This is a genomic window from Mycobacterium sp. UNC410CL29Cvi84 (assembly GCF_000686745.1).
GTDB classification, from domain to species: domain Bacteria; phylum Actinomycetota; class Actinomycetes; order Mycobacteriales; family Mycobacteriaceae; genus Mycobacterium; species Mycobacterium mucogenicum_B.
Genome location: NZ_JMLM01000010.1, coordinates 176,081 through 203,071, shown reverse-complemented (window position 1 = coordinate 203,071; position 26,991 = coordinate 176,081). Strand labels below are relative to the sequence as shown.

28 protein-coding genes are annotated in these 26,991 nt (G+C 65.7%); 12 read left to right on the top strand and 16 right to left on the bottom strand.

Translation table 11 applies throughout. The features are described from left to right. Positions 1-18: 18 nt before the first annotated feature. The 6 genes from BR47_RS0115840 to BR47_RS0115815 form a co-directional block, all read right to left on the bottom strand. Positions 19-936, bottom strand: coding sequence for an alpha/beta hydrolase (locus BR47_RS0115840; protein ID WP_029120109.1), 918 nt, complete (start codon positions 934-936; stop codon positions 19-21). After that, on the bottom strand, positions 933-1,913 hold the full coding sequence (locus BR47_RS0115835; protein WP_029120108.1) for an enoyl-CoA hydratase/isomerase family protein: 981 nt from the start codon (positions 1,911-1,913) through the stop codon (positions 933-935). Before BR47_RS0115835 ends, BR47_RS0115840 begins: the two co-directional genes overlap by 4 nt. Positions 1,914-2,044: 131 nt before the next feature. Beyond that, positions 2,045-2,905: an SDR family NAD(P)-dependent oxidoreductase gene (locus BR47_RS0115830; protein ID WP_029120107.1), complete on the bottom strand. Its 861-nt coding sequence runs from the start codon at positions 2,903-2,905 to the stop codon at positions 2,045-2,047. Positions 2,906-2,935: 30 nt separating this feature from the next. Then, a complete protein-coding gene (locus BR47_RS0115825; RefSeq protein WP_029120106.1) occupies positions 2,936-3,799 on the bottom strand; it encodes an alpha/beta fold hydrolase in 864 nt (287 codons plus the stop codon). 60 nt (positions 3,800-3,859) lie between these two features. Further along, positions 3,860-4,693, bottom strand: coding sequence for an alpha/beta fold hydrolase (locus BR47_RS0115820; RefSeq protein ID WP_029120105.1), 834 nt, complete (start codon positions 4,691-4,693; stop codon positions 3,860-3,862). Between the two features lie 43 nt (positions 4,694-4,736). Further along, positions 4,737-5,984 (bottom strand): NADH:flavin oxidoreductase/NADH oxidase family protein, encoded by a 1,248-nt coding sequence (locus BR47_RS0115815; protein WP_029120104.1) that lies wholly within the window; start codon positions 5,982-5,984, stop codon positions 4,737-4,739. A 99-nt stretch (positions 5,985-6,083) separates the two neighbouring features. Between BR47_RS0115815 and BR47_RS0115810 the strand changes: the two genes are divergently transcribed. Further along, positions 6,084-6,668, top strand: coding sequence for a TetR/AcrR family transcriptional regulator (locus BR47_RS0115810; protein WP_029120103.1), 585 nt, complete (start codon positions 6,084-6,086; stop codon positions 6,666-6,668). Between the two features lie 268 nt (positions 6,669-6,936). Then, on the top strand, positions 6,937-7,068 hold the full coding sequence (locus tag BR47_RS34025) for a hypothetical protein (RefSeq protein ID WP_286154341.1): 132 nt from the start codon (positions 6,937-6,939) through the stop codon (positions 7,066-7,068). A gap of 522 nt (positions 7,069-7,590) precedes the next feature. Here the strand turns inward: BR47_RS34025 and BR47_RS33140 are convergent. The 6 genes from BR47_RS33140 to rpsF all read right to left on the bottom strand — a co-directional run bounded on the left by BR47_RS33140 (position 7,591) and on the right by rpsF (position 12,483). After that, a complete protein-coding gene (locus BR47_RS33140) occupies positions 7,591-8,112 on the bottom strand; it encodes a lipoprotein LppJ family protein (RefSeq protein ID WP_141772239.1) in 522 nt (173 codons plus the stop codon). A gap of 420 nt (positions 8,113-8,532) precedes the next feature. Next, on the bottom strand, positions 8,533-10,323 hold the full coding sequence (gene dnaB / locus BR47_RS0115795; RefSeq protein ID WP_029120101.1) for a replicative DNA helicase: 1,791 nt from the start codon (positions 10,321-10,323) through the stop codon (positions 8,533-8,535). A gap of 508 nt (positions 10,324-10,831) precedes the next feature. Further along, the gene (rplI, locus tag BR47_RS0115790; protein ID WP_029120100.1) at positions 10,832-11,287 is read right to left on the bottom strand and encodes a 50S ribosomal protein L9; all 456 of its coding nucleotides are present in this window, start codon (positions 11,285-11,287) and stop codon (positions 10,832-10,834) included. Between the two features lie 15 nt (positions 11,288-11,302). Beyond that, complete coding sequence (gene rpsR / locus BR47_RS0115785; RefSeq protein WP_020099841.1) at positions 11,303-11,557, bottom strand: 30S ribosomal protein S18; 255 nt, start codon at positions 11,555-11,557, stop codon at positions 11,303-11,305. Between the two features lie 47 nt (positions 11,558-11,604). Further along, positions 11,605-12,111 (bottom strand): single-stranded DNA-binding protein, encoded by a 507-nt coding sequence (locus BR47_RS0115780; RefSeq protein ID WP_020099842.1) that lies wholly within the window; start codon positions 12,109-12,111, stop codon positions 11,605-11,607. Positions 12,112-12,192: 81 nt separating this feature from the next. Next, positions 12,193-12,483, bottom strand: coding sequence for a 30S ribosomal protein S6 (gene rpsF / locus BR47_RS0115775; protein WP_020099843.1), 291 nt, complete (start codon positions 12,481-12,483; stop codon positions 12,193-12,195). A 193-nt stretch (positions 12,484-12,676) separates the two neighbouring features. On the opposite strand from rpsF, the gene BR47_RS34020 reads away from it, so the two are divergent. From BR47_RS34020 to BR47_RS30650, 3 genes are read left to right on the top strand one after another with little or no spacing between them, the layout of a single operon-like run. Next, the gene (locus BR47_RS34020) at positions 12,677-13,324 is read left to right on the top strand and encodes a hypothetical protein (protein ID WP_081831308.1); all 648 of its coding nucleotides are present in this window, start codon (positions 12,677-12,679) and stop codon (positions 13,322-13,324) included. A gap of 13 nt (positions 13,325-13,337) precedes the next feature. Further along, the gene (locus BR47_RS32660; RefSeq protein WP_081831307.1) at positions 13,338-13,973 is read left to right on the top strand and encodes a hypothetical protein; all 636 of its coding nucleotides are present in this window, start codon (positions 13,338-13,340) and stop codon (positions 13,971-13,973) included. Between the two features lie 29 nt (positions 13,974-14,002). Beyond that, positions 14,003-14,587 (top strand): hypothetical protein, encoded by a 585-nt coding sequence (locus tag BR47_RS30650; RefSeq protein WP_051634823.1) that lies wholly within the window; start codon positions 14,003-14,005, stop codon positions 14,585-14,587. 211 nt (positions 14,588-14,798) lie between these two features. On the opposite strand, the gene BR47_RS0115755 is transcribed toward BR47_RS30650, so the two are convergent. From BR47_RS0115755 to BR47_RS0115740, 4 genes are read right to left on the bottom strand one after another with little or no spacing between them, the layout of a single operon-like run. Further along, positions 14,799-15,263 (bottom strand): SRPBCC family protein, encoded by a 465-nt coding sequence (locus tag BR47_RS0115755; RefSeq protein ID WP_029120097.1) that lies wholly within the window; start codon positions 15,261-15,263, stop codon positions 14,799-14,801. Between the two features lie 41 nt (positions 15,264-15,304). Next, a complete protein-coding gene (locus tag BR47_RS0115750) occupies positions 15,305-16,954 on the bottom strand; it encodes a glycosyltransferase family 87 protein (protein WP_020099848.1) in 1,650 nt (549 codons plus the stop codon). Next, a complete protein-coding gene (locus BR47_RS0115745) occupies positions 16,951-19,410 on the bottom strand; it encodes a transglycosylase domain-containing protein (RefSeq protein ID WP_177127392.1) in 2,460 nt (819 codons plus the stop codon). Before BR47_RS0115745 ends, BR47_RS0115750 begins: the two co-directional genes overlap by 4 nt. Before the next feature lie 4 nt (positions 19,411-19,414). Beyond that, positions 19,415-19,846, bottom strand: a complete 432-nt coding sequence (locus BR47_RS0115740; RefSeq protein WP_020099850.1) for a DUF5318 domain-containing protein — start codon at positions 19,844-19,846, stop codon at positions 19,415-19,417. 145 nt (positions 19,847-19,991) lie between these two features. Here BR47_RS0115740 and BR47_RS0115735 point away from each other — a divergent pair, with 145 nt between their 5' ends. The 7 genes from BR47_RS0115735 to BR47_RS0115705 all read left to right on the top strand — a co-directional run bounded on the left by BR47_RS0115735 (position 19,992) and on the right by BR47_RS0115705 (position 26,904). Next, positions 19,992-20,846, top strand: a complete 855-nt coding sequence (locus BR47_RS0115735; protein ID WP_029120095.1) for a DUF1707 SHOCT-like domain-containing protein — start codon at positions 19,992-19,994, stop codon at positions 20,844-20,846. 165 nt (positions 20,847-21,011) lie between these two features. Further along, positions 21,012-21,584 (top strand): PadR family transcriptional regulator, encoded by a 573-nt coding sequence (locus BR47_RS0115730; protein WP_020099852.1) that lies wholly within the window; start codon positions 21,012-21,014, stop codon positions 21,582-21,584. A 53-nt stretch (positions 21,585-21,637) separates the two neighbouring features. Next, positions 21,638-22,726 carry an inositol-3-phosphate synthase gene (locus BR47_RS0115725; RefSeq protein WP_020099853.1) on the top strand — a complete coding sequence of 363 codons (1,089 nt, stop codon included), beginning with the start codon at positions 21,638-21,640 and terminating at the stop codon, positions 22,724-22,726. Positions 22,727-22,911: 185 nt separating this feature from the next. Next, a complete protein-coding gene (ahpC, locus tag BR47_RS0115720; protein ID WP_020099854.1) occupies positions 22,912-23,475 on the top strand; it encodes an alkyl hydroperoxide reductase subunit C in 564 nt (187 codons plus the stop codon). 129 nt (positions 23,476-23,604) lie between these two features. After that, positions 23,605-25,176, top strand: coding sequence for an alkyl hydroperoxide reductase subunit F (gene ahpF / locus BR47_RS0115715; protein WP_029120094.1), 1,572 nt, complete (start codon positions 23,605-23,607; stop codon positions 25,174-25,176). 21 nt (positions 25,177-25,197) lie between these two features. Then, the gene (locus BR47_RS0115710; protein ID WP_029120093.1) at positions 25,198-26,112 is read left to right on the top strand and encodes an Rv0045c family esterase; all 915 of its coding nucleotides are present in this window, start codon (positions 25,198-25,200) and stop codon (positions 26,110-26,112) included. Positions 26,113-26,121: 9 nt separating this feature from the next. Then, on the top strand, positions 26,122-26,904 hold the full coding sequence (locus BR47_RS0115705) for an LLM class F420-dependent oxidoreductase (RefSeq protein ID WP_029120092.1): 783 nt from the start codon (positions 26,122-26,124) through the stop codon (positions 26,902-26,904). Positions 26,905-26,991: the final 87 nt, after the last annotated feature.

Sequence of the window (26,991 nt, the reverse complement as noted above, 5' to 3'; positions counted from 1 at the left end):
CGCCCAAGGCATCGGCAGTCACGGCGCGACGTGTATCGGGTTCAGGTGACGAGTCAGGAATTCGGTCTGATCGGCGACCAACTGCTCGAATGGTTCGCCGAGGTAGAACGCGAAATGGCCTGCGCTGTAATGTTTGATCTCGCCGCGGGGCGCCGACCGTGCGTAGCGTTCGGTCTCTTCGGGTGGGGTGACCGTGTCGGTATCGCTGATGCAGAACAGGATAGGAAACGCGATCTTCTTGGCGGCCCGTCCCGGCCGGTAGGCCATGATCGTCGGTGCCACACGTGCGGCGACCTCGTTGCGGAACGTCGAATTCGCCGGTAGCAGTGCCCGATACCCGGGTAGCGCGTCCGGAGCGTTCATCAATGCCAGCGTTCCCGGGGCTCCGGCCAGCGGAATCATCGCAGGTTCCTGCCGGCGCAGGATCGAGGCGTAATCGCGGGCGACCAACGGCAGCACTTTGAGTGAACCGAGCGGCCCGAGCGCAAGAGCGGACGCCAGTCCGTCGGTGAACGGGCATTGGGCCACAGCCGCTTTCAGCTCGGGGTGACGGGAAGCAACCGTGATGGAATGACCGCCGCCGAAAGAACTGCCCCACACCGCGATCCGGGTGCCGTCGACATCGCGCCGCCCCTTCACGTAGGCGATCGCCGCATCCCAGTCGGCGAGTTGACGCTTGATCGACAGCAGCTGGCGCGGTTGGCCCGTACTGTCGCCGAAGTGCCGGTAGGTGAAGGCCAACGCGGCGATGCCGGCCTGCGCGAACCGCTCGGCGAAAGCGTCCAGCCGCATCTCCCGGGTGGCGCCCAGGCCATGCCCAAGGATCACCACCGGTGGCGAGGCCACACCCGTGGGCAAGTAGAGCCACCCGGCGCAGGTGTCCTTGCCGGAGGTGAACGAGACGTCCTGTCGCGTAAATGACTGTGGCGAGGTCATTTCCGCGCCCCCGCGCCGCCGATACCGTCGAGTGCAGGTACCGTGCCTGATTCCAGCGCGCGATCGTAGACGTCATCGTGATACAACGGCAGCTCACCTGAGGATTCGGTGTCGGCGAGGTACTGCAACATCAGCTGCTGGCCTTCCGGGGACTGATCGGTGCCGAGGAATTCGGTGCGCTCGACGTGCAGGCCCTCCTGCAACGACATGGACCCGCCGAAGTAGACCGACCGCTTGATCGCCTCGACCGAGCCCTTCGTCCGCTTGCCGAAATATTCGGCGACCTCGACCGCCCGCGTCACGACGTCCTCGGGGGCCACCACTTCGTCGACGGCGCCGTTGGCCAACGCCTGTGCGGGAGTGAACGGTTTGCCCTCCAAAATGGCGACCAGTGACTTGTGTGTGCCGATGAGCCGAGTCAGACGCTGGCTGCCACCGCCGCCCGGCATGATGCCCAGCAGCACTTCAGGTTGGCCGATGAAGAAGTCGCCGTCGGCCATGATCCGCAGATCGCAGGCCCACGCGAATTCAGCACCCAGCCCGAGAGCCGATCCGTTGAGCGCAGCGACAAAAATGACGCCGCTGGCGTTCATCTTCAGGAACGTCGCGTGGAGCCGATCCAGCTGTGCGACACCGCGCAGCGGCGTTTTCTGCACCACCGGATCCAAGACCCGGGCGCGGTCCACGCCGCGGGCCAGACGCAGGGCGGCCGACGCGCTGCGCCGGCCCAACTCGGGCACTGCGGCACCTTCTGCTTGTAGCCAGCGCACATCGGCGTGACTGACGAACCGGCCCGGGCGTGCGCCGGTGAACACCACGGCGTGCACGCCGGGGTCACGGTCGGCCCGGTCCACCAATGCCTCGAGCTGCCGTGCGATTTGGATGCCGAACAAACTATGCGGGCCACCGTCTACCCGGGCGATGAGCACCCGTCCGTGGTCCTCGATCACCAGATCGCCTCGTACTTGCTGTGTCATCGCCGTCCTTTCGAGCGAACCATCTGTAACGAATTTCTGTTCTGGGCAAGGGTTCCCACCTGCCCGCCGGACCAATAGCTGGCGGCCATCAGAAGCTCTTGCCGAGCGTCAGCACAGTTCCACACGGCGGCTCAACCCCCATGCCTGGTATCGAGTTCAGACAGTGCGCGTTGCACGCCGATGTCGCGTGCCAGTCGGGCATCGACCAGGGGGCCGAGGACACCGCGCAATGCCGAGACCGGGCGCCAGCGCGCTGGTGCGGATACGGTGCGTCGGCGCTGTTCGAGGCCGTTGACAATGACTGCTGCCGCCGTGGCCGGCTGGATGCGTTTGAGAATGAACTTCGGCATCGCCGACATCAGCGCTTGCACGTGCGGGTCTTCGTCGATGCCGTGCTGGATCATGCCGGTCTCGATGAGCGAAAAATATGCGGTCATGGCCGTTGCGCCGTGGCTGGCCAGTTCGACGGCGAGCGCGCGACCGGCTTGCTCGACCGCCGCCTTGCTCATCGCATACGGCATTGCTCCTGCACCATTCAGGTAGGCGAAGACCGAACTCACCAAGGCGATCTGGCCACGATTGTGAATGACTGAGTCAATCGTCGCCGACACCGTGTTCAGGACGCCGGACACATTGACCGACAGCACACGGTCGACCTCGTCGGTCGTCAGGGTACGGAATGTTCCCCCGCGCCCCATCAGGCCCGCGTTGGCGATGGCTACGTCGATGGGCCCGAATCGGTCCTCGGCTTTGCGGACTGCGGCATGGACGGAGCCGATCGCCGTGACGTCACAGTCCACGGGCAGGACCTGCCCCGGCGGCAGCGTCCGAGCCGTTCGTTCTGCGGCACTGCGGTCTATGTCGGCAAGGGCAACCTGTGCGCCGCGCTGAGTCAGCAACGCCGCCGTCGCCGCGCCGAGCCCGCCTCCCGCGCCGGTGAGGAATACGACCTTGCGGTCCAGCGAGTAGGTCTGCTGACGCGCGTGAGCCATTACGAAACTCTCTCTGCCGTAATGGATTCGCTACTGCCCGTCGCCGGCGAGGAATGACGCGGCGATCGGCGCGAACTGCTCGTGGTACTGGAAGATGCCACCGTGCCCGGAGTTGGGATAGATGATCAGTTCCGATCCCGCGATGCGCCGGTGTAGGTCCTCAGACAGCACCGTTGGCACCATGCGGTCGTGGTCACCGTTGGCGATCAACGTCGGCTGAGTGATCTTTGACAGGTCCGACGGCCTGGAACGGCCGTAGGCCTTGATCGCTTTGAGCTGGGTCTGGAGCGCACCGATCGTGATGTCCTTGTCGCGGTCGGTGGTCCGTTCCTTGAGTCGGTTGACGAACTGCTTGCCGGCACGCTTGCCCACGGCGTCGCGGTTGAAGAACAAGAACTCCTTGGGATCAGAACGAGTCAGCGTGGCCCGCAGCATGTCCCAGTAAGTGACGCCCGCCACCTTGTCCATGTCCTTGCCGCCGCGCGGCCCGGTCCCGGTCAGCACCAGCCTACGCACCAGTTCAGGATGCTTGAGCACCAAATCCTGAGCGATCATGCCACCCATCGAGAACGAGAACACATCAATCTTCTTGAACCCCAACGCCGTGATGAAGGTGTACGCATCGTCGGCAGCTTCTTCGATGGTGCCCGGCACTTTGCCGCTGGACGCTCCCACGCCCTTGTTGTCGAAGGCGATCACGTGGCGGGTCTTGGCGATCGGGTCGATGATTCGTGGATCCCAATTGTCCAGGGTCGCGGCCAGGTGCACGAAGAAGACCACCGGGATGCCGCCTTTGGGACCGAGTTCGCGGTAGGCATAGGTGGTGCCCCCGGCGGTTACAGTGCGCGACGGCGCCTTGGCGTAGGAGGTGATGATGTCACTGATACTGCTCATGAGGTACTCGTTTCTTTAATAGTGCTGCGGTGCATGAGATTTGCGCGACCCGACTGACAATCAGTCAGCGAGGAACCCGAGAGCGTCGGGAACGAAGGTGGTGTGATGCTGGAAGATCCCGCCGTGCCCCGAACGCGGGTAAATCTTCAACTCCGCGTTGGGAATTCGCCGCGCCATGTCCGCCGACAAGCTGCTTGCCACCATGAGGTCGTCATCGCCGTTGGCGACCAGGACGGGAACCGTGATCCGCGACAGGTCGTCGGGTGTGGCCTTGCCGCCGTTGACGATCGCTTTGAGCTGCGCGAGCCGCGCTTGCATCGAGACCTTCTTGTCCCGATCGAAGGTTCGCTCCTGTAGGCGGGCGAAGTAGTCGGAGGCGGCGCGTTTACCTTCCGCAGTGCGGGGAAAGAACAGGTACTCGCGGGGGTCTTTCCGCGTCAGGAGGGCCTTGGCGTAGGCGACGGCGACGATCTTGCGCATCGCGTCGATTCCGCCGCCACCGCGAGGTCCGGTGCCCGCCAAGATCATTCGCCGAACCAGGTCGGGCGCTTTGAGCGCCACCACCTGCGCAACGGCCCCGCCGAGGGAGAACCCGATCAGATCCACCTTGGTGAAGCCGAGCGCGCGGATGAACGCGATCGCGTCGTCGGCCATCTGGTCGATGTTGTCCGGTACTACCGATCCGGTCGCCCCAACGCCTCGGTTGTCGAACGCGACGACACGGTGGTGCGCCGCGATGCCGTCGATCACTCTCGGATCCCAGTCGTCGAGCACGGCGGTGAAGTGATGCAAGAACACCACGGGCACGTCGGATTCGACGCCGAGCTCCCGGTATGCGAACGGCACTCCGTTGACATCGATTGTCTTGGTGGGTGCGTCTTTCCAGCTGAGCATGGTCAAACCTCTTTGCGTTGGGTACGAATTGGGATTCTGGGCGTTATCGGATGCCGCGTTTGGGGCGCAGCGACGCGGTTCCGTTGCGCTTGAGCATCGCGAGGGTGGTGGCAAGTCGACCGCGGTTCAAGTCGGGCTCGAGCCCAGCTCCGAGGCGGTGGAGCTGATCGGTGCTCCAGCTGATGTTGAGCACGCCGTCAAGCGCTTTGACATCGACGAATCGGCTGACCAGGCTTCGCATTCCGTACTTGAGTTCGCGGGTCGGAAGCACGTCGAGCTGGCCGGACAATATGGCCGCTGCGGCGTCGGGCATGGTCACCGCCGGACGCGCCAGGCCCACCACGTCACAGTCTCCCGATTCGATTGCCTGCGCCATGGCTTCCCGCGACCGGAAACCGCCGGTGACCGCCAGCGGTACCTGCCCAGCCGCTTGGCGTACGGTGCGTGCGTAGTCGAGGAAGTAGGCTTCGCGGGCTCGGGTACTCGCTGCTGCCGATCCCGACATGGCCGGCGATTCATAGTTCCCGCCGCTGATTTCGATCAGGTCGATGTCTTCTCGGGCCAGCGCACTGACCACCTCACGCGAGTCGTCTTCGGTGAACCCACCCCGTTGAAAGTCAGCCGAGTTGAGCTTCACACTCACCGCGAATGCCGGCGACACGCGAGCCCGGATACCGCGGACCACTTCGAGCAGGAAACGCATCCGGCGCTCGCTGTCGCCGCCCCACTCGTCATCACGCAGATTCGTCAGCGGCGACAGGAACTGGGTGACCAGATATCCGTGCGCGCCGTGGATCTGGACGCCGTCGAATCCCGCCGCTTCGCACACCTGTGCGGCGGTCGCGAAACGCTCGATGATGTTCTCGACCTGAGGTCCGGTCAATGCGCGCGGCGTCGCCGAGCCCGGCAGGCTCAGCGGCACGGCGCTCGGGGCGACAGGCGTATGGCCGACGGCTAGCGGATTGGATTGCCGCCCAGGATGGTTGAGCTGCGCCCAGATGGGTACGCCCGCGTCGTGAGTGGACTTGACCCATCGCGACAGTGCCGCCAGATCCCGGTCGTCCTCGATCACCACGTTCCCCGGTTCCCCCAATTGGGTGCGGTCGACCATGACGTTGCCGGTGATGAGCAGCCCGTAGCCGCCACGGCTCCATTGGTCGTAGAGGCGCACCAAACGGTCATCGGGCGCGTGGCGCCCATCAGCCAGGGCCTCGCTCATCGCGGCCTTCATGATCCGGTTGGGCAGCACCAGGCCGTTGGGCAGCCGGAGTGGTTGATGTAGGGCGTTCATCGGATCCTCTCGCCGCGAAACTTTGATATTACGATCATAATATTATGACTGTACTATCATCGTCAAGAGTGGTTCGTGACACAAGCGGAGGTGAGTTCCATGGCCAGGTATGGAGCGGAACACAAGACTGAGACGCGTCGGCGCATCATCGCGGCAGCCAGCCGGCGCCTCAAGCAAGACGGTATCGACGGCTCAGGGATCGCCGCGGTGATGTCCGACGCCAACCTCACCAACGGCGCGTTCTACGCACACTTCGAATCCAAGAACGATCTCGTCGCGAACGTCATCGCCGATCAACTCGAAGGGCAGCGTGCCGCCGTCAGCGCCCTAGGGGCTGATCGCGATTCACTGGAAGGCTATATCCGCACCTATCTGTCCACCGAACACCGGGACAACCAACCCGACGGCTGCCCGACGGCACCATTACTGAGTGAAATCGGACGTTGCGATGACGTCGTCAGGGACGCCTATTCCGCTGGGGCACAGTCGATCGTCCAAGAAATTGCCGCGCACCTCCCAGCCGCGTGGTCGGAAGCGAATCGGATGCAGACAGCGTGGGGACTCTTCAGCATTCTGGTCACGTCGCTGCAACTCGCCCGAGCGATCACCGACCCCGAAGTCTCCACCCAGGTGCTCGACGCCGGGATCAACAACGCACTTCGGATACTCGACAGTCCAGAGTGACATCGTCAGTGGCGACAATCAGCCCGCCGCACGGCCATCTGGGAAAATTGCACCAGTGCAACATATTTCGAGCCTGATACGACGCCCAGAGGCCTGCCTCGAGGACTTGATGCGTCATGGACCGCCGGTAGGCGACTATTGGGTGTACCCCGCGTGGAGAAGCGCGGCAGCCAGAACGGGACACAACGAATTCGAGTTCGGGCTGACCGAACGCCGAGTGCATCAAGTCGCTTCGGATAGCTGGTTCGGTCCGATGAAGGAGCAGATCGTGAACAATGGGAAAGTCGAAGTGACTCATCACGAGATGACTCGACTCGACATCCACACCGCAATGCCGTCCGCCGACTTCCGGGCGCGTTTCGAACGCGCTGCGCCCGTGTTCGACGACGACGTCGTTTGAGGCCTAGTTGAGCGTCAAGCTCCGTGGGCCGACATGCAGGCGGCTATGGAGAAGATGGCACCGCATGAGTTGATTCGCTACGTCACGATCGATGCCACAGCTGTTATGTCCCTGGCCGGCAACCGCACACAGGCGCCCGTCCATGGGCATGTTCCGGGCCCGCTAGTGGCCCGCCGACGTTGTCCCTGGCGCGGTCCCCCTCGGCGAGATAGCCGCGTCCCAGGAATAGAAACGAAGATCTAGTACCTGGACGCGGGGGACGTTCAGCGACGAAGAACACCGCCACCTCGATTAATTCTGCGTCGGGTGCCCGGAGAGCCAGTAGGACAGCATCACTGGTGCCTGTACGCCGCTTGTTCCGCCGTACCGAGTCTTCCGGCTCGCGCGTTTCACAAGGCGTGGCGGGTCCACCATCATTCGAGCGCTTGGCGGTGGCCTGGCTGTCGTCGGCGATGTCGATAGCCTTTGCGGCGAAATCCCAAGTGAGGGTTGCTCCAGCACTACCCGACAGCCGACCGCGGGCTATCCGGACTTGAGCTCTCCCTTGACATCGGTCGACATTGCGGCAGTCCCGTCGCTTCGGTGGTCGAAATTGTCGCGGCACTCGCCAAGAACATCAACGAGGACGTGCGCAACCGGTGGGTCATTGGGCAGCGGTGGCGGTATCACCCAAACCTGCACATCGACGCCATCGCGTTTGAATGTGGCAGCGTGCGAATGGAAATCAGGATCCGTCCGCCAGCCACGTTCCCGCAATCGGCTGAGGACTGATTCGGGAGTCACTTCACGGGACCGGTCAGCCCCGGGCATCCACAACCCCATACTGACGTGACCTCGGAACGGTGCTTTGCCGTAGTCGTTGCACGAGTCGTACCCGAACTTCGCCTCAGCCACCTCGGCACCCAGGTCGGTAACCACCTGGCGGGAGACGTCAATGACCTGGCGGCGCGCTTCTCGTGGAGAAATTGGATTCAGCACGAAATCAGAGCACCCCGTCACAGCCAGCAGCGCCAGTAGCGCCGCGGCAACTCGTTCGCGTGTCAATCGTCATTTCTCCCTGTCGGTTTGGGCTCACCGCTAGCCATCTTTCTCCTAATGGCGATGGTCGTTGTGGGGAACGTGTACCAGCTCCGGGTCGACCACCGGTGGGATGGGCAGCCCTGGAATCGGCGGAACATACGTCTTGAGGCCGCATCCGGCCAGCAATCGCCACCATGTGGATGCCGTTGGCGGCGCTCCTTGTCATCGCGATCGTCGGTTGCGGCACACACCGGATCCGGGGCGATCCAGGAAACACTTACGACAGCCAATTCTGTTGCGGTGCAAAAGAAGCCACGGACGTGAACACCCGCCTACGGACACGCGTTTTCGCGTCGAAGGGCATTACAGGCGCTCGGCAACATTCCTGATGCTGCTCAACGATGCAGCGCACGCCCGCCGAGGCCCTACAACCAGCCGCTGAAACTACCGCGCCATATTCGTGAACCGCGAGAAATGCAGCTGGTGTGCCACAGTGATATTCGCGGTCGGACCGTTACGGTGCTTGCCCAGGATGATGTCGGCTTCACCACCGCGCGGGTCGTCGCGGTCGATGGAGTCCGGGCGGTGCAGCAGCATAACCATGTCGGCGTCCTGCTCCAGCGATCCGGACTCACGAAGGTCCGACACCTGCGGGCGCTTGTCGGTGCGCTGTTCGGGACCACGGTTCAGCTGACTGATGGCGACCACGGGAACCTCGAGTTCCTTGGCCATCAGCTTCAGCGACCGCGAGAACTCCGAGACTTCCTGCTGCCGGGACTCGAACTTCTTACCCGAGGTCATCAGCTGCATGTAGTCCACGACGATGAGCCGCAGGTTGGCCTTCTGGTGCAGACGACGGGCCTTGGCCCGGATCTCCATCATGGTCAGGTTCGGTGAGTCGTCGATGTACAGCGGCGCCTCGGAGATCTCGCTCATGCGGCGGGCCAGCTTGGTCCAGTCGTCGTCGCTCATGCGGCCCGAGCGCATGTCACCGAGCTTGATCTTGGCTTCGGCCGAGAGCAGTCGCATGACGATCTCGGTCTTGCTCATTTCCAGCGAGAAGATGACGCTGGCCTGCTGGTGCTTGATCGAGCAGGACCGCATGAAGTCCAGTCCGATCGTCGAGTTGTGCGTGGGCACCATCGACCGCCCGGCCAGGTAGAGGTGGGCCGGGTTGTCGACCTCGACGCAGCGCACCGGCACTGACTCCACGCGGCGCACATCGGTGATCGTCACGGGGCGGGTGAGCACTGCCAGCCCACCGGCGGTCAGCGCCGGCTCGAGGCGGTCAGCGCCGGGCCGCAGGGTCGCGGTGGTGACGATGCCGCGACCGGTCGGCCACTGGTGCGACGCGTCGGCCACGATGGTGGTGCCGTCGGACAGGTCGATCTCGTAGCACGGCCGCTCCTCCATCACGGGAGTCGCGGCGACCACGCGGGTCGGTTGTCCGTTGGCGTCGATCAGCTCGTCGCCCACCGAGACGTCACCCATGGTGGTCCAGCCGCCGGGCGTGGGCAGTGGGGTGTCGAGCGCCAGCGCCTTACCGACACCGGGGCGCGCGGCCACGATGATCATCTGGCCCGGATGCAGTCCGTTGGTGATCTCGTCGAGCTCGGTGAAGCCGGTCGGGATGCCACGCGAGATACCGCCCTGGGATGCGATGGCGTCGATCTCGTCCATCGTGGGCTGCAGCAGCTCCTCCAGGACGGTGAAGTCCTCACTGCTGCGGGTCTGGGTGACGTCGTAGATCTCGGCCTGCGCGCGGTCCACGAGGTCGGCCACGTCGGCACCCTCAGTGCCCGCGTAGCCGTACTGCACGACGCGCGTGCCGGCCTCGACGAGGCGGCGCAGCGTGGCCTTCTCCGCCACGATGCCGGCGTAGAAACCGGCGTTGGCGGCGGTGGGCACCGTGGAGATCAGGGTGTGCAGATACGGCGCGCCACCGATGCGCTTGAGCAGTCCGCGGCGATCGAGTTCCGCGGCGACCGTGACGGCGTCAGCGGGCTCGCCGCGGCCGTACAGGTCGAGGATCGCGTCGTAGATGTTCTGGTGCGCCGGGCGGTAGAAGTCACCGGGGCGCAGGCGCTCCAGGACGTCGGCGACCGCGTCCTTGGACAGCAACATGCCACCCAGGACGGACTGCTCGGCAGCCATGTCCTGCGGCGGTTGACGGCCGAAATCCTCGCTGGGCGGCTCCTCCATGTCGGAACGACCCAAGTCGTCAGCGACAGCCACGAAGCGCTCCTCCTCCCCGAAAATCAATATGAAACGTATGTTCGAACGAGCTACTTGTGACCGTACTTCACCCCGCCGACAGATCGGGCCCGCGAGCCCGCGCACCTGCCGCGCGACGCATCACGTTAGGCGTTGCTGGAGCCTCCCGAAACCACCCCTGTGGATAACCCTGAGGATGAAATGTGGAAAGACGTGGACAACGATGTTGACGGGTTGGGGAGAACTTGTGGAATACTCCCGGGTAAATTCCCAACCTTGCAGGTCAAGGGCCTATATATCGCCTGTGAGCCTGTGTATGAGAATTGGTGCGGCGTGTCGTGCCGGGTAGCCATCTCGGGCGTGTTGTGTTGCGTACGCGTGGCGGAATAGGGCCGCGTAGGTTAACAGCCGGCGTAGATCACTGTTTGCAGATTGGCTGAAAATATTCGCCCGCTGTCAACAGAAAACGCCCGGGCGAAGTCAAAGATTGACTCCACCCGGGCGTTCTGCTGTTTGAGCTACCGCGTGCCTATCCGGCGACGACAGCCAGCGACACCGGCACGTTGACCGACGGGTGCAGACGCACCGCGATCTTGTGGGTGCCGACCGACTTGATGTGCGTCTTGGGCAGCTCGACGGTGCGCTTGTCGAGGTTCGGGCCACCGGCCTTCTTGATCGCGGCGACGACGTCGCCCGCGGTCACGGAACCGAACAGCTTGCCGCTGTCGGCACCGGCCTTGACAGCCAGCGACACGGGGCCGAGGGCCTCGATCGCCTGCTTCAGCTCGTTGGCGTGGTCCAGGTCGCGAACCGTCTTGGCGTCACGCGCACGACGGATCTCGTTGGCCTGACGCTCGGCACCACGGGTGGCCACGATGGCCAGGCCGCGGGGCAGCAGGTAGTTACGGCCGTAGCCGTCGCGAACCTCAACGGTGTCGCCGGCCGAACCCAGGTGGTCGACCTCAGTGGTCAGAATGAGCTTCATGTTTCTCAGTCCTCCCTATCGAGTCGACGAGCTGAACGGGAGCAACGCAACCTCGCGGGCGTTCTTCACGGCGATGGCGATGTCGCGCTGGTGCTGCACGCAGTTACCGGTGACGCGACGGGCACGGATCTTGCCGCGCTCGCTGATGTAGGTCCGGAGCAGTCCGGTGTCCTTGTAATCGATGGTCTGCGCCTTCTTGGAGCAGAACACGCACTTGCGGGTCTTGACCGGCTTTTCCGGCGCCGGACGCCGCTTGGTGGCCTTGGCCATGTCTTTCTCTTTCTGGGTCTAGCTGGTTGCCCAGCCAATTACGTGGATCAGAAGGGCGGCTCGTCGTCGGCGCCGCCGAACGAACCCGATGCCGGGGCGCTGCCCCACGGGTCGTCGGCCGGAGCGCCGCCGCCAGCGGACTGACGGGAACCCCCGCCGCCGCCGAAGCCGCCACCGCCGCCGCCACTGCGGTTGGCCTTGTTCACCTTCGCCGTCGCGTACCGCAGGGACGGGCCGATCTCGTCGACCTCGACCTCCATCACGGTGCGCTTCTCACCCTCGCGGGTCTCGAACGAGCGCTGCTTCAGCCGGCCGGTCACGATGACACGCGACCCCCGGGTCAGGCTCTCGGCGACGTTCTCGGCCGCCTCGCGCCAGATGTTGCAGCGGAGGAACAGCGCCTCCCCGTCCTTCCACTCATTGCTCTGCCGGTCGAACATCCGCGGCGTCGAGGCCACGGTGAAGTTCGCAACAGCAGCACCGGACGGCGTGAAACGCAGCTCCGGGTCAGCGGTCAGGTTTCCGATAACGGTGATGGTGGTGTCACCAGCCACGAGATCCTCCTGGGACGGATTGGGTGAATTAGGCGCGAGCCTACGCAAGGCCCGCGACAAATCCGCAGAGCTTCGGTGCTTCTAGTGCTTGTCGGTCCGCAGGACCTTGGTACGCAACACCGACTCGTTCAGGTTCAGCTGACGGTCGAGCTCGTTGACCGTGGCCGGTTCGGCCTTCAGGTCGACAACCGCGTAGATGCCTTCACCGTGCTTGGCGATCTCGTAAGCCAGCCGGCGACGGCCCCAGATGTCCACCTTTTCGACGCTGCCGCCGTCTTTGCGGACGACGTTCAGGAACGTCTCCAGCGACGGAGCTACGGTGCGCTCGTCAAGTGTGGGGTCGAGAATGACCATGATTTCGTATGGACGCATGTGGAACCCATCACCTCCTATGGTCGTATCGGCCACGGCGTGTTCCGTGGCAGGAGGGTCGCCTGCGTCGGCAACCGGGTTAGGTTACCCGAAGAGCCCCTGAGCTGCGAAATCGGCACCCAGAAGAGGCGTCCTGACGGAGGCGTCAAGATCGCTAGGCTGGGTGGACGATCATTGTCGGCGAGGGGGACGCATGACGTATCCGCAGGGGCCGTATGGCCAGGGGTATCCGGGGCAACCCGGTTACACGCAGCAGCCGGGTTATCCGCCGGGTTATCCGGCCCAGCCTGTCTACCAGCAGGGATACCCGCAGACGGGTGGGTATCCAGGTGCGTATCCGGGCGGTTTTCCGCCCGCACCGGTGCCGCCCGCGTCGACTGGCGGGGTCGGTGGGGTCATTGCGGGCGTGCTGGCGATCATGGGCGGACTGCTGCATGGCTGCCTCGGTGCCATGGCCTTGGTGGAGTCCCTCACGAAAGAGCCGGGCCCCTTCGCCACGCGCTCTCCGGCGCACGTCGGCCACCTGTTCCTTGGGATCTCGGTCGTCGGCGGTCTGCTCATCCTGGCCGGGGGCTTCATGCTGCTGTCGCGCAAGCCGGCCAGTCGCTGGCTCATCGGCATTGGATGTGTGCCCATCTTCGCGTTCGGACTGGGAGCCTTCCTGGGCGCAAATGCGGACGGGGATAGCACCGTAGGGGCGGTGATCACCCTCCCGATCGTGATCTTCTCAGTGGCGACCATGGTGTTGACTTTCCTGCCCTCGACCGGCCGATGGATGCGCGCCAAGCGGAATCTCATTGCGCCACAGCCGTATCCGTACTATCCGCCGCCTCAGGGCTGAGCGAGGGGGACGCATGACGTATCCGCAGGGGCCCTATGGCCAGGGTTTTCCCGGGCAACCCGGCTACCCGCAGCAGCCGGGGTATCCACAGAGTTATCCGCCCCAGCCCGTCTACCAGCAGGGATACCCGCCGTCAGTTGGTTATCCGGGCGGGTACCCGCCCATGCCACCGGCTCCGCCAAGTGGTGGCACAGCGATCGGTGCGGCAGTCCTGTCGATCCTGGGCGGCCTTGCGAACGGCGGCATGGCTCTAGCCGGTTTCTCCGCGATCGCCCGGATCAGAAGTGAGTCTGCCGCTTCCTTCCCCGGCGGGACGTACGCACTCGCCATCATCTTCATCGCGTCGGGTTTGGTCGCCGCCTTGTTGCTCATGGTGGGCGCGGCGATGTTGTTCATGCGGAAGATGCCCAGTCGCTGGCTTATCACCGCCGGATGCGCACTGGTCATCGGCGGGACCGTGATCAGCTACGGGTTGCATAACGCCATCTCGGAGTACGAAGGCGGCCCCCGACTTGGCTTCCTGGGCCTGCTCTTCCCGATCCTGACGATCGTGTTGGCCCTGCGACCCTCGACGGTGGCATGGATTCAGGCCAAGCAAAATCCCGTTGCGCCGCAGTATTTTCCGCAGTACCCGCCGTACCAGGGCTGAGTGGATCAACCCGGCGCGAGAGGGAAAACATGACGTACCCGCAGTACCCGCAGCCAGGCGCCTACCCCGCCCCGCCTACGACACCAGCCCAGCCGAGCGGCGGCACGGCGATCACCGCCGGCGTGCTGGCGGCACTGGGCGGATTGCTCAGCCTCGGCGTCACCGCCGTCTCGCTGTTCTTCCTCATCATGATCGTGTCGATCGGCAGCAACTTCGACCGTTCCGATCTCGAACTCCTCGACAGCATCTTCGGCTTCCTCGCCGTCGGAATGGTCGCCACGGTGATCATCGGGCTCGTGCTCGGCATGGTGCTGAGCGCGTTACTCATCGCCGGCGCGGTGCTGCTCTTTCGCCGCAAGATGCTCGGCCGGTGGCTCGTGGTCAGTGGATGTGCGGTGGCCATCGCGAGCAACCTGATGACCTTCGTCTTCACCACCGCCGTGACGTCGGGCGACTGGACCTCACCCGAAAGTGTCGGCAGCGCCTTTGTCGGCCTGGCATTCCCGATCGTCACGATGGTCCTGGTGCTGCTGCCGTCAACCACCGCGTGGATACAGGCGGAGCGGGTTGCGCCACCGTATTTTCCGCATTATCCGTCGCCGTATCAGGGGTAAGCCTGGCCAGCCCTCCCCGACATGTTCGATCCCGGGCCGTCAACTTGCATTGACCGTCAAGGCAAGTTGACGGCTCCAGATCGAAGTTGCCAACGGAGAGAGCCAGCGGACGCGGCGAACGTGCAGCCAGCGCGCCGCACCGGCGACTTGCGCAGTCTGTGCGCACGCTCGCGGCGGCGGCAGCGGCGTGCGGCAGCGGCCGCGAAAGAACCTAGGCCTCGGCGCTCTTCTTGATCGCGGCCAGTGTCACCGGGATGCCTTCCTTCGCGTACTTCGTGCGGAGCGCGATCTGCGCCTCGGCGTCGTCGCCCCAGCGCCCGTGGAAGCCCTCGATACCGGCCGGCAGGAACTCCCACGACTGCGTCAGTCGGGTGCCGCCGTCGACGGGATCGAGCGTGAAGCCCCAGCGCACCCAGCCGCCGTTGACCTCCCAGAAGAACTCGCGGCCGGGCTCGGCGACGACCACCTGGCTGCGGGTCTCCCAGGTCCGATCGGCGGTTTCGTTGCGGCCCTTGAACCAGGCGCCGGCCACCGGGCCGCCGTCCTCGTCCTCCCACCAGCACTCTTTGCACTGCGGGCTCCACTTACCCATGTTGGTCACGTCGGAGACCAGGGCGTAGAGCGTCTCGGGATCGGCGTCGACGACGACGGAATCAGAAAAGGTCAGATCGGTCACGCCTCCGACCCTGCCACCGCGCGCGACGGAACGCAGCCCATTTATGCCGTGGGCGCGAGCTCCGGTTCGGGGTCCGGATCGGGCTCGGCGACGGCGATCGGGCGGGGCCGCAACCGGGCGGGCAACCAGCGCGGCGGGTTGTCGTCGGCCTCGTCGAACACGCCGCCCGACGGATCGTCCACGCGGCCACCCCAGCGGACCAGATCCACCTCGGGCCGGTAGATGGCCCGAATCACCAACGCGCACAGGCCGATCACCGCGATATCGCGCAGCAGCACGGTCGTGGTGAAGAACTGTTCGGGCAGTCCGAGCTTGGGGTCGCCGTACAGGTACAGCATCCGCGGAATCCAGATCAGCGCATCGATGGTCATCCAGGCCAACAAGATTCGGCGATGCGGCAGCGCCAGGGCGGCCAGCGGCACCAGCCACAGCGAGTACTGCGGGCTCCACACCTTGTTCGTCAGCAGGAACGCCGCGACGACCAGGAACGCCAGCTGCGCCAGCCGCGGCCGCTGCGGCGCCGTCCACGCGACGTAAGCGATTGCCGCACAGCACAAGACGAACAGCACCGCGGTGACGGTATTGAGTACCGTCGGCGGTTCCCAGAATCCGAGGTTGGTGTCGAAACCGCCCCAGCCGGTGAAGGACTTCACGACGTTGTAGAGCGAGTCCATGTCGTCGCCGCGTCGGGTGTTGAGCCGGAAGAACTCCGACCACCCACGCGGGAACATCACCATGATCGGCAGGTTCACCGCGATCCACGTGACCAGCGCGGTGATCGCGGTCTTGGCCACCGGCCGCCATTTGCCGGTCCGCACCGCGAGCATCGCCAGCGGGATCAGCAGCAGCAACGGATACAGCTTCAGGGCCACCCCGACCCCGATGAGCACGCCGGCCACCACCGGTTTTCGGCGCGACCAGGCCAGCATGGCGCCGGCCGCACAGGCCGTTGCGAGGGCGTCGAAGTTGGTGAACGCCTGGAAGATCAGGATCGGCGACCCGGCCACCACCGCGGCGTCCCACGGCCGCCGCCCGGACATGAGCATGGTCGCCCAGACGGTGGCCATCCATGCCAGCGCGAGCCCGAACGCCGAGATGTTGAAGAACATGATCACCTCGGCGACCACCGGCATCCGGACCAGCTTGGACAACGCCGTGTACGTCTTGGCCACCGACATGGACGCGTATTGGTACATGCCCGTCAGCACCGGATACTCCATGTAGCGAATCGCGCGGGTGCCGTCGTACTGGACGCGGGGCTTCTGCGCGCTGTCGGTTTCGATCCAGCTGGACTTGTACGGGAACTTGCCCAGGTTGAGCAGTTCCGCGGTGTACAGCGGCACGGTGTCCGAGTAGCAGAACTCGTAGTAGGCGCGCTGGTTCTGCCAGTTGGCGACACGCTGATCGGCGGTGCCTGTGCCCGTCGTCACCAGGCACGGCGCCTTGGTGGTGTAGCCCAACCCGAGGAACACCAGCGCGATGATCAGCAGCACCCGGAACGGAGTGAGGAATGGTGCTCGCCCGATCATCGCGTGCCGGCCCACCGGCCCACCCACGACACCGGACAGCGCCGCACCCATGACGTCGGTCCGGCTGGGCAGGTCGCGATCGTCGGCGCTGCGCAGGTCCCGGGCGAGCCGGGCCGGCGAGACCGTCGGGACGCCGGACTCGTCTGGTTCGTCGACCGTCACGGCGGCGGCGGGGGGCCAGGCTGGTTCGGGTCGCCACCACCCGGAGGCGGCGCATCCTGGTGCGGGGCAACCTGCATGGTGGTCGGCGGGCCGAACGGGATCGTGATGCCCGGCGCGACGACGAGCGTCGGCTGGACCACCGTCTCGGTCGGTGCGCCCGGCGGCGGACCCTGCTGATCATCCGGCGTCGGCGGCTTGACCACCGGCGGCGCCTGCGGGACGCCCGCGTACCCGCCGATGGCGGTCGGCTTGGGGAACGACTCGTTGTCGGTGCCCTTCAGCGCACCGTCCATCGTCGACTTCCAGATGTCCGACGGCAGGCCCGAGCCGTACACCGGGCCGCCGCCCTTGTTCACCAGCGGCTGCGTCCCGGCCGTCGTACCGACCCACACCGCAGTGGACAGCGACGGCGTGTAGCCGACCATCCACGCGTCGCGGTTGGCGCCGGTATCGCCCAGCTGCACCGTGCCGGTCTTGGCCGCGGACGGCCGGCCGCCGGCCAGGTTGTGGCCGCGTGAGTAACCGGCGATGGGCTGCATCGCCGAGGTCACATTGTCGGCGACGGCCTTCGGAATCCGTTGCTCACCCGAGTTGTCCTGGGACGCCGCGTCGAACAGCACCTGCCCGTCGCCGTTGACGACCTTCTGTACGAAGTGCGGCTTGTGGTACTCGCCGGACGCCGCCAGCGTCGCGTACGCGGACGCCATGTCCAGCGCACGGCTCTGGTACTGGCCCAGCACGACACCGTTGTTGGGCGGGCCGCCCTTGCCGTCCTCGGACAGCGTGTGCTCGACGCCCGGGAAGCTGTCGGCGACACCGGCCTTGTGCGCGGCGTCGGCGACGTCCTGCGCGCCGTGCTTGAGCTTGAGCATCAACCGGTAGTAGCTGGTGTTCAGCGACCGCTTGAGCGCCTCGGCGATGCTGCAGGTACCGCAGCCCTCACCTTCGACGTTGGTGATGTTGATGCCGTTGACCGTCACCGGCGAGCTGTCGACCTGGTACCCCAGCCCGATCCCCTGCTCCAGCGCCGCGACCAACGCGAAGACCTTGAACGACGAACCCGTCGGCAGACCGGCCTGCGCGAAGTCGAAGCCGTTGGCATCGGAGCCGCCGTAATACGCCTTGATGCCACCGGTGTGCGGGTCGACCGACACCACCGCGGCTCGCATGTCGTCGGCCTGGCCGTCCAGATATTTCGACACCGCGTCCTCGGCCGCCGACTGCGCCTTCGGGTCGATGGTCGTGGTGACCTGCAGCCCCTCGGTGTTCAGCGCTTGCTCGTTGATGTTGAAGATGCTCTGCAGCTCCTTCATCACCTGCCGCTGGATCAGTCCGTTGGGGCCCTCGGTCTGGTTCTGCTGCCGGGCCTGCTCGGGCGGCACCGTCGCCGGGAACTTCTGCTGTGCGCGGTCCTCCTTGGACAGCGCGCCCATGGTCACCATGCCGTCGAGCACCCAGTTCCAGCGCTCGGCGGCGCCCTCCGGGTCGACGGCCGGATCCAGGGTCGACGGCCGCTGGATCAGTGCCGCGAGCAGCGCCCCCTCGGCCACGTCGAGCTGCTCGACGGGTTTGCCGAAGTACGCCTTCGACGCCGCGCCGATGCCGTAGGTGCCGCGGCCGAAATAGATGATGTTCAGGTACGCCTGCAGCACTTCGTCTTTCGACCACTGCCGCGACATCTTGGTGGCGATCACCAGTTCCTTGGCCTTGCGGACCAAGCCGCCCACGCCAGAACGGGCGTCACCCACCAACGCGTTCTTCACGTACTGCTGCGTGATGGTCGACCCGCCCTGCAGGTCGCCGCCGAAGATGTTGTTCTTGAACGCCCGCGCGAAGCCGGAGAACGAGAAGCCCGGGTTGGTGTAGAAATCCCGGTCCTCGGCAGCCATCACCGCGTTGCGGACGTGCACCGGGATCTGGTCGATGTTGACGTCGACCCGGTTGCCCTCCGGCGGCACGAACTTCGCGAGCTCGGTGCCGTCGCTGGCCAGGATGGTCGACACCTGGTTGGTGCGGATGTCGCCCGGCTTGGGGATGTCGACGATGAGGTACGCCATCGCGAACGTGACGATCGGCAGCACCAGCAGCACCACGGCGCCCGCGTAACAGAACCGGCGGAACACCTTCCAGTTCCACTTGAACTGCGGCAACTGTGGACCGCCGGACTTGCCGCCACCGGTCCGCGGGGGTGGTGGCGGCGGCGACTTCGGCGGCGGGTTCATGCCCGCGCTCGCGCTCATCGGGGGCTGGCCCGGCCGCTTGGTGCCGTCGAGCGCGGCCTTCACGGCGTCGATCGGATCGCGCAGCCGCGGATCGTCGGCCTTACCGACCGGCGGCAGGATCATGGTGCGCCGGTCATCCGGCGGCACGGGTCCCGGGCGTCCTTGCGGTGCGCCGGCGCCCGGTCCTCTGGTCGCGTCCTTGTCCGATCGGCTGTGGCGCCCAGCCCCGCCCACTCCGTCACTCACTGGCGGTGCGCGCTTTCGAGCGCGCCGCACGGGTGCCGCGAGGCTTCGCCGCCTTCGGGGGACTCGGCGTCCCTAATACATATGACTTGACCAAATGATTCCAACTGCAAGTGCGGCATACCTCCACCACGTGAACCGCGAATTCGTCGAACTTGGCGGCCAGCAGGACGAGCTCCTCGGTGCTGCGGGCCGAACCCGACACCGCTCCGAGATGATCACCGAACACCCACGACACCAATGTCAGTGGTTCCTTCCGGCAGATCGGGCACATCACCGAACTGGTACGACCATGAAATTTTGCTGCGCGCAGCAGGTAGGGGTTGGCATCACAAACCTCGGTGACGCCGGTGCGCCCCGAATAGACCTCGGCCAGCAGCGACCTGCGCCGGAGCGCATAGTCGACCACCTGCCGCTGCAATCGCACGTTGACCAGAGTACGTCGGGCACCGCAGCGCCGATGCGTGATGGCACGCATGTAGCCGGGTTGTGGCCGGCTCGATAGGTGCGGTGGCAAAAGGGCTTGTGGCCGGGCTCACGCAGGCGCGCCACCTGACCTTTACGCTTTCCCGGTGGCCACCGCAGCGACCCGGGCGAAAGACAGCGACCGCAACGACACCTGCCAGATTCTGGACACGGCACTGGCCGACGGCCAGCTGTCCGCCGAGGAGCACCGGCAGCGCGTCGCGGCGGCCACCAAGGCCGTCACCCTCGGAGAACTGCGCTCGCTGGTGACCGATCTGCAGACCGCGAACGCGTCGGTCAAGCTGCCCAACCTGAAGACAGGCGCCGGTCGGCCCGTCCGCACGACGGGTTGGGGCATCCTGGCCGCCGGCGCCGCGGTGATGCTCGTCGTCGGCGTCGCGATCGGTTGGGGTATCTACGCCGCTCCCGGCCAGTCCCCGCTGACCGCCGCCGAGGACCCGGGCGCCAAGCCCGACGGCGTCGCTCCCCTGGTGCTCACCCCGCCGCGCCAGCTGCAGTCGCTCGGCGGGCTGACCGGGTTGTTCACCCAGATGAAGAAGAAGTTCGGCGACACCACCGGCTATGAGCTGACCGTCTACGAGGACTACGCGATCCTCGAGCGCCCCGACCCGGGTGAGCCCCGCCGGGTGCTGCGGTACGACTACCGCGGCGGCTGGGACGACCCCGACACCACGTCGGTCAGCAGTGACGAGCGTGTCGTCGACCTGGGCAAGTTCGACGTCGAGAAGATCACCGGAATCCTGCACGGCGCACCCGAGACGCTGGGCATCAAGCGCAACGAGATCAACACCGTCTACCTGACCTTCAAGGGAAGCAAGGACACCACCGCCCCGCCGGACACCGTCGCGATCTCGATCTATGTGTCCGGGAAGTTCAACAACAGCGGCTACATCGAGCTGGATGCCGAGGGCAACACGAAGCGCATCAACTACCCCGGCTGATTCGCCCCGTGTTCGGCCGGTGTTGACGGCCGCATCGAATGTCGTTCATCTCCGTATGCGGCTCGATTGGCCGCGTATATATCGGCGCGATACTATTGCGCGAGGTGTTGAAGCGTCCTAGCGCTCAATATGCGATGTCGTCAATTAATGTCGGGAGGTGACACTGTGCTGGAGCTGGCCATCCTGGGGCTTCTGCTGGAGTCCCCGATGCACGGCTATGAGCTGCGCAAACGGCTGACCGGTCTGCTCGGCGCGTTCCGGGCGTTCTCGTACGGCTCGTTGTACCCGGCGTTGCGTCGCATGCAGGCCGACGGCCTGATCGTCGAAGACGCGGCACCGCTCGGTTCGACGAAGGTGCGTCGCGCGCGTCGCGTCTACCAACTCACCGACGCCGGCAAGCAACGGTTCACCGAACTCGTCGCGGACACCGGCCCCCAGAACTACACCGATGACGGATTCGGTGTGCACTTGGCGTTCTTCAACCGGACTCCCGCCGAAGCCAGGATGCGAATCCTGGAAGGGCGGCGCCGTCAGGTCGAGGAACGTCGCGAAGGTCTGCGCGAGGCGATCGCACGGGCCAGCAGTTCACTCGACCGCTACACCCGGCAGCTGCATCAGCTCGGGCTCGAGTCCAGTGAACGCGAAGTGAAATGGCTCAACGAGCTGATTGCTGCCGAGCGCGTGGCAACTGCCGGACCGACGGCGCCGCCGTCACAAGGCCACGCCGACCAAACCTGAGCGCACCCGCCCACGGCGAACGCACTGAAAGAGTAGGAAAAGGAGACCGTCACATGTCTGAGTCGAATGAGGTTCGGGTCGCAATCGTCGGCGTAGGCAACTGCGCGGCGTCGCTCGTCCAGGGCGTGCAGTACTACCAGGACGCCGATGCGAACTCAACGGTGCCGGGTCTGATGCACGTGAAGTTCGGCCCGTACCACGTCCGCGACGTGAAGTTCGTGGCCGCGTTCGACGTGGACGCCAAGAAGGTCGGCTTCGACCTCTCCGAGGCCATCTTCGCCTCCGAGAACAACACCATCAAGATCGCCGACGTGCCGCCGAGCGACGTCATCGTGCAGCGCGGCCCGACCCTCGACGGCATCGGCAAGTACTACGCCGACACCATCGAGGTCTCTGACACCGACCCGGTCGACGTGGTCAAGGCCCTCAAGGACGCGAACGTCGACGTCCTGGTCTCCTACCTGCCCGTCGGCTCCGAAGAGGCCGACAAGTTCTACGCCCAGTGCGCCATCGACGCCAAGGTCGCGTTCGTCAACGCCCTGCCCGTGTTCATCGCTTCGGACCCCGTGTGGGCCAAGAAGTTCGAGGACGCCGGTGTGCCGATCGTCGGCGACGACATCAAGAGCCAGGTCGGTGCCACCATCACCCACCGCGTGATGGCCAAGCTGTTCGAGGACCGCGGCGTCACCCTGGACCGCACCTACCAGCTGAACGTCGGCGGCAACATGGACTTCAAGAACATGCTCGAGCGCGAGCGCCTGGAGTCCAAGAAGGTCTCGAAGACCCAGGCCGTCACCTCGAACCTGACCGGCTCGCTGGCCGACAAGGTCTACGACAAGAACGTGCACATCGGCCCGTCGGACTACGTCGCCTGGCTCGACGACCGCAAGTGGGCGTACGTGCGCCTCGAGGGCCGCGCATTCGGTGACGTGCCGCTGAACCTCGAGTACAAGCTCGAGGTGTGGGACTCCCCCAACTCGGCCGGCATCATCATCGACGCCGTGCGCGCCGCCAAGATCGCCAAGGACCGCGGCCTCGGTGGCCCGATCCTGCCGGCCTCGGCCTACCTGATGAAGAGCCCGCCGGTGCAGGTCGCCGACGACCTCGCCCGCACGCAGCTGGAAGCCTTCATCGAGGGGTAATTATCGACGTCAGAGTGGGCGGCCAGGTGAAACCTGGTCGCCCACTTTGTGTTTGAGGCCACGGGCCGATCGGGACCGGTGTTGTGAGACTGGCCACAACCGCACTTTAAACTGGATTGAGTCCAAAAAAAGCGGCTAAGGTGGGTACTCGTAAGAGACATTCGACAGACCGAAGAGAGGTTCTCGTGGCCCTGATCAACAAGCAGATCAAGCCGTTCTCCGCGACCGCATACAAGAACGGCACCTTCATCCCCGTGTCGGACGCCGACATCCAGGGCAAGTGGGCCATCTTCTTCTTCTACCCGGCCGACTTCACCTTCGTCTGCCCGACCGAGCTCGGCGACCTCGCCGACCACTACGAGGAGCTGCAGCGCCTCGGCGTCGAGGTGTTCTCGGTCTCCACCGACACCCACTTCACCCACAAGGCGTGGCACGACTCGTCCGACACCATCGGCAAGATCCAGTACGCCATGATCGGCGACCCGACCCTGCAGATCAGCACCAACTTCGAGGTGCTGCGTGAAGACCAGGGCCTGGCCGACCGCGGCACCTTCCTGGTCGACCCCGACGGCGTCGTCCAGTTCACCGAGGTCACCGCGGAGGGCATCGGCCGCAACGCCGCCGAGCTGGTCCGCAAGGTCAAGGCCGCCCAGTACGTGCGCAACCACCCGGGCGAGGTCTGCCCGGCCAAGTGGGAAGAGGGCGAAGAGACCCTGGCCCCGTCGCTGGAACTCGTCGGCAAGATCTAGTTCCGCTCTGCTGATGGCGGTACGGGCCCGGTTCGCCCGGCCCGTACCGCGCACCAGAACTGCTTCACCCCAACATCTTTCGGGCCGCGAACGGCCCAGCCATTCCTATCCTCGATGGAGTTGATCCGCATGCTCGACACCTCACTCGCCGGCCAATTGAAGTCCCTGCTGGAGCGGCTGACCGTGCCGATCGAGCTGGTGTCCTCCCTCGACGACGGTCCCAAGTCCGCCGAGCTCGCCGAACTGCTCACCGAGATCGCGGCGATGTCGGACAAGATCACCTACGCGCGCACCGACGACGACGCCCGTCGGCCGTCGTTCGCCATCCGCCGCACCGGCACCGACGTCGAGGTCCGCTTCGCCGGCATCCCGCTGGGCCACGAATTCTCGTCGCTGGCCCTGGCCCTGCTGCAGGTCGGCGGATACCCGTCCAAGGAAGCCCCCGAACTGCTCGAGCAGGTCCGGAACCTCGACGCCGACCTGCACTTCGAGACCTACTTCTCGCTGTCGTGCCAGAACTGCCCCGACGTGGTGCAGGCGCTGAACCTGATGGCGATCCTCAACCCCCGCATCAGCCACGTCGCCATCGACGGCGCACTGTTCAAGGACGAGGTCGAACAGCGCAAGGTGCTGGCTGTCCCCACCGTCTTCCTCAACGGTGAAGTATTCGACTCGGGCCGCATGACCCTCGAGCAGATCATCGGCAAGGTCGACGTCGGCGCCGCACAGCGCACCGCCGAGGCGATCGCCGAGAAGGAGCCCTTCGACGTGCTGGTCGTCGGCGGTGGCCCCGCGGGCGCCGCGGCCGCAATCTACGCCGCCCGCAAGGGAATTCGCACCGGCGTGGTCGCCGAGCGCTTCGGCGGCCAGGTGCTGGACACCATGTCGATCGAGAACTACATCTCCGTCCCGCACACCGAGGGGCCGAAGTACGCCGCCGCGCTGGAAGCTCACGTCAACGAGTACGACGTCGACGTCATGAAGACGCAGCGCGGCGCGAAGCTGCTGCCCGCGCTCGACGAGGGCGGTCTCATCGAGATCTCGCTGGAGAGTGGCGCCTCGCTGACGGCCCGCACCGTCATCCTGTCGACCGGTGCCCGCTGGCGCGCGATGGACGTGCCGGGTGAGGCCGAATACCGCAACAAGGGCGTCACCTACTGCCCGCACTGCGACGGGCCGCTGTTCAAGGGCAAGCGCGTCGCCGTCGTCGGCGGCGGCAACTCCGGCGTGGAGGCCGCGATCGACCTCGCCGGCGTCGTCTCGCACGTGACGCTCATCGAGTTCGACTCGGTGCTGCGCGCCGACGAGGTGCTGCAGCGCAAGCTGCGCAGCCTGCCGAACGTCGACATCCTGCTGAGCACGCTGACCACCGAGGTCCTCGGCGACGGCGACCAGGTGACCGGCCTGACCTACCAGGACCGCACCACCGGCGAGTCGCACCAGCTCGACCTGCAGGGCGTCTTCGTCCAGATCGGCCTGCTGCCCAACACCGAGTGGCTCGAGGGCAGCGTCGAGCTGTCCAAGCGCGGCGAGATCGTCATCGACGAGCGCGGCCAGACATCGGTCCCCGGTGTGTTCGCCGCCGGCGACTGCACGACGGTGCCGTTCAAGCAGATCGTCATCGCCGCCGGCGCCGGTGCCACCGCAGCCCTGTCGGCGTTCGATCACCTGATCCGGACCACCGCACCGGTCGGCAGCTGAGCGCTCCACGGCTCGGGCGTAGTGTCCGAAGACGTGGCCCAGGAGATTTCTGACGACGACCTGCTGACGCTCGACGAGTTCGCGCTGCTGCCCGAGAACGCCGAGCAGATCGGGGCCGACGGTCCGCTGCCGACGGTGTCGCGGCTCGACGACGGCCCGATCAGCATGCTGAAGTGGGGCGTCGCGGCACCTGAGGTGGTGTTCCTGCACGGCGGTGGGCAGAACGCCCACACCTGGGACACCGTGATCCTGGGTCTCGGGGTCCCGGCGCTGGCCATCGACCTGCCCGGGCACGGGCGCTCGGCGTGGCGCGAGGACGGCGACTACGGCCCCAAGCTCAACGCGGAAACGCTGCGGCCGGTGCTGCGGGCGCATGCCCCCGACGCCCGGCTGGTGGTCGGCATGTCCCTCGGTGGACTGACGGCGCTGCGCATCGCGGCGACCGAGCCGGCCCTGGTGCCCGAACTGGTACTGGTCGACGTCACGCCGTCGGCCCCCGAGCGCCACGAGCAGATGACGCAGGCGCAGCTGGGCGCCGTCGCGCTGGTGAAGGGTGACCGGAACTTCCCGAGTTTCCAGGCGATGCTCGACGTCACCGTCGCGGCGTCACCGCACCGCAGCCGGAACTCGTTGCGGCGCGGTGTGTTTCACAACGCCAAGCAACTCAACGACGGCACCTGGACGTGGCGCTACGACGCGTTGCGCGTCGGCGATGGTTTCCTCGGGCTGTGGGACGACGTCCCGTCGATCACCATGCCGACCACGCTGGTGCGCGGCGCCAAGTCGTACTTCGTCCACGACGACGATGCCGCCGCCTTCGCGGCCGGCGCGCCGGGTTTCCGGCAGACCCACGTAGTCGCCGATTCCGGGCATTCCGTGCAGGGCGATCAGCCGGCCGCACTCGTCGAAATCCTGCGAGGCGTCCTCGGCGGTTAGCGTGGGGTCATGACCCTTCCCATTCGCATCGGGGTTCAACTGCAGCCCCAGCACTCCTCCAACTACGGCTTCATCCGCGACGCGGTCCGGCGCGCCGAGGACCTCGGCGTCGACGTCGCCTTCAACTGGGACCACTTCTTCCCGCTGTACGGCGACCCCGACGGCGCCCACTACGAATGCTGGACCATGCTGGGTGCCTGGGCCGAGCAGACGTCGCGCATCGAGATCGGCGCGCTGGTCACCTGTAACTCGTACCGCAACCCGGAACTGCTGGCCGACATGGCGCGGACCGTCGACAACATCTCCGACGGGCGGTTGATCCTGGGCATCGGATCAGGTTGGAAAGAGAAGGACTATGACGAGTACGGCTACGAATTCGGTACGGCCGGAAGCAGACTCGACGATTTGGCGGCGGCCATGCCGCGCATCGTCTCGCGGCTCGGCAAGCTCAACCCACAGCCGGTGCGCGAGATCCCGGTCCTGATCGGCGGGCAGGGCGAGCGTAAGACGCTGCGGCTCGTCGCGCAGTACGCGCAGATGTGGCACAGCTTCACCACGGCGGCGACCTACCCGGAGAAGGCCGCCGTGCTGGACCGGCACTGCGCCGACATCGGACGCGACCCGAGCACCATCGTCCGCTCGGCCGGCGTCGACAACAGCGGCGACGGCCTGATCGCCAACGCCGAAGCCCTTACCGCGCTCGGTGTTTCATTGCTGACGGTGGGCGTCAACGGGCCCGACTACGACCTGACCGACGCCGAGACGCTGGTCCGGTGGCGCGACAGCCAGTAGTGGGGGCTGCCCGGCCGGATGAATTCCCGGCGAGCTGAAGCCGCTGCATTCGGCCGGGTACCGGCTAGGTTGACCTGCGTGACCTCT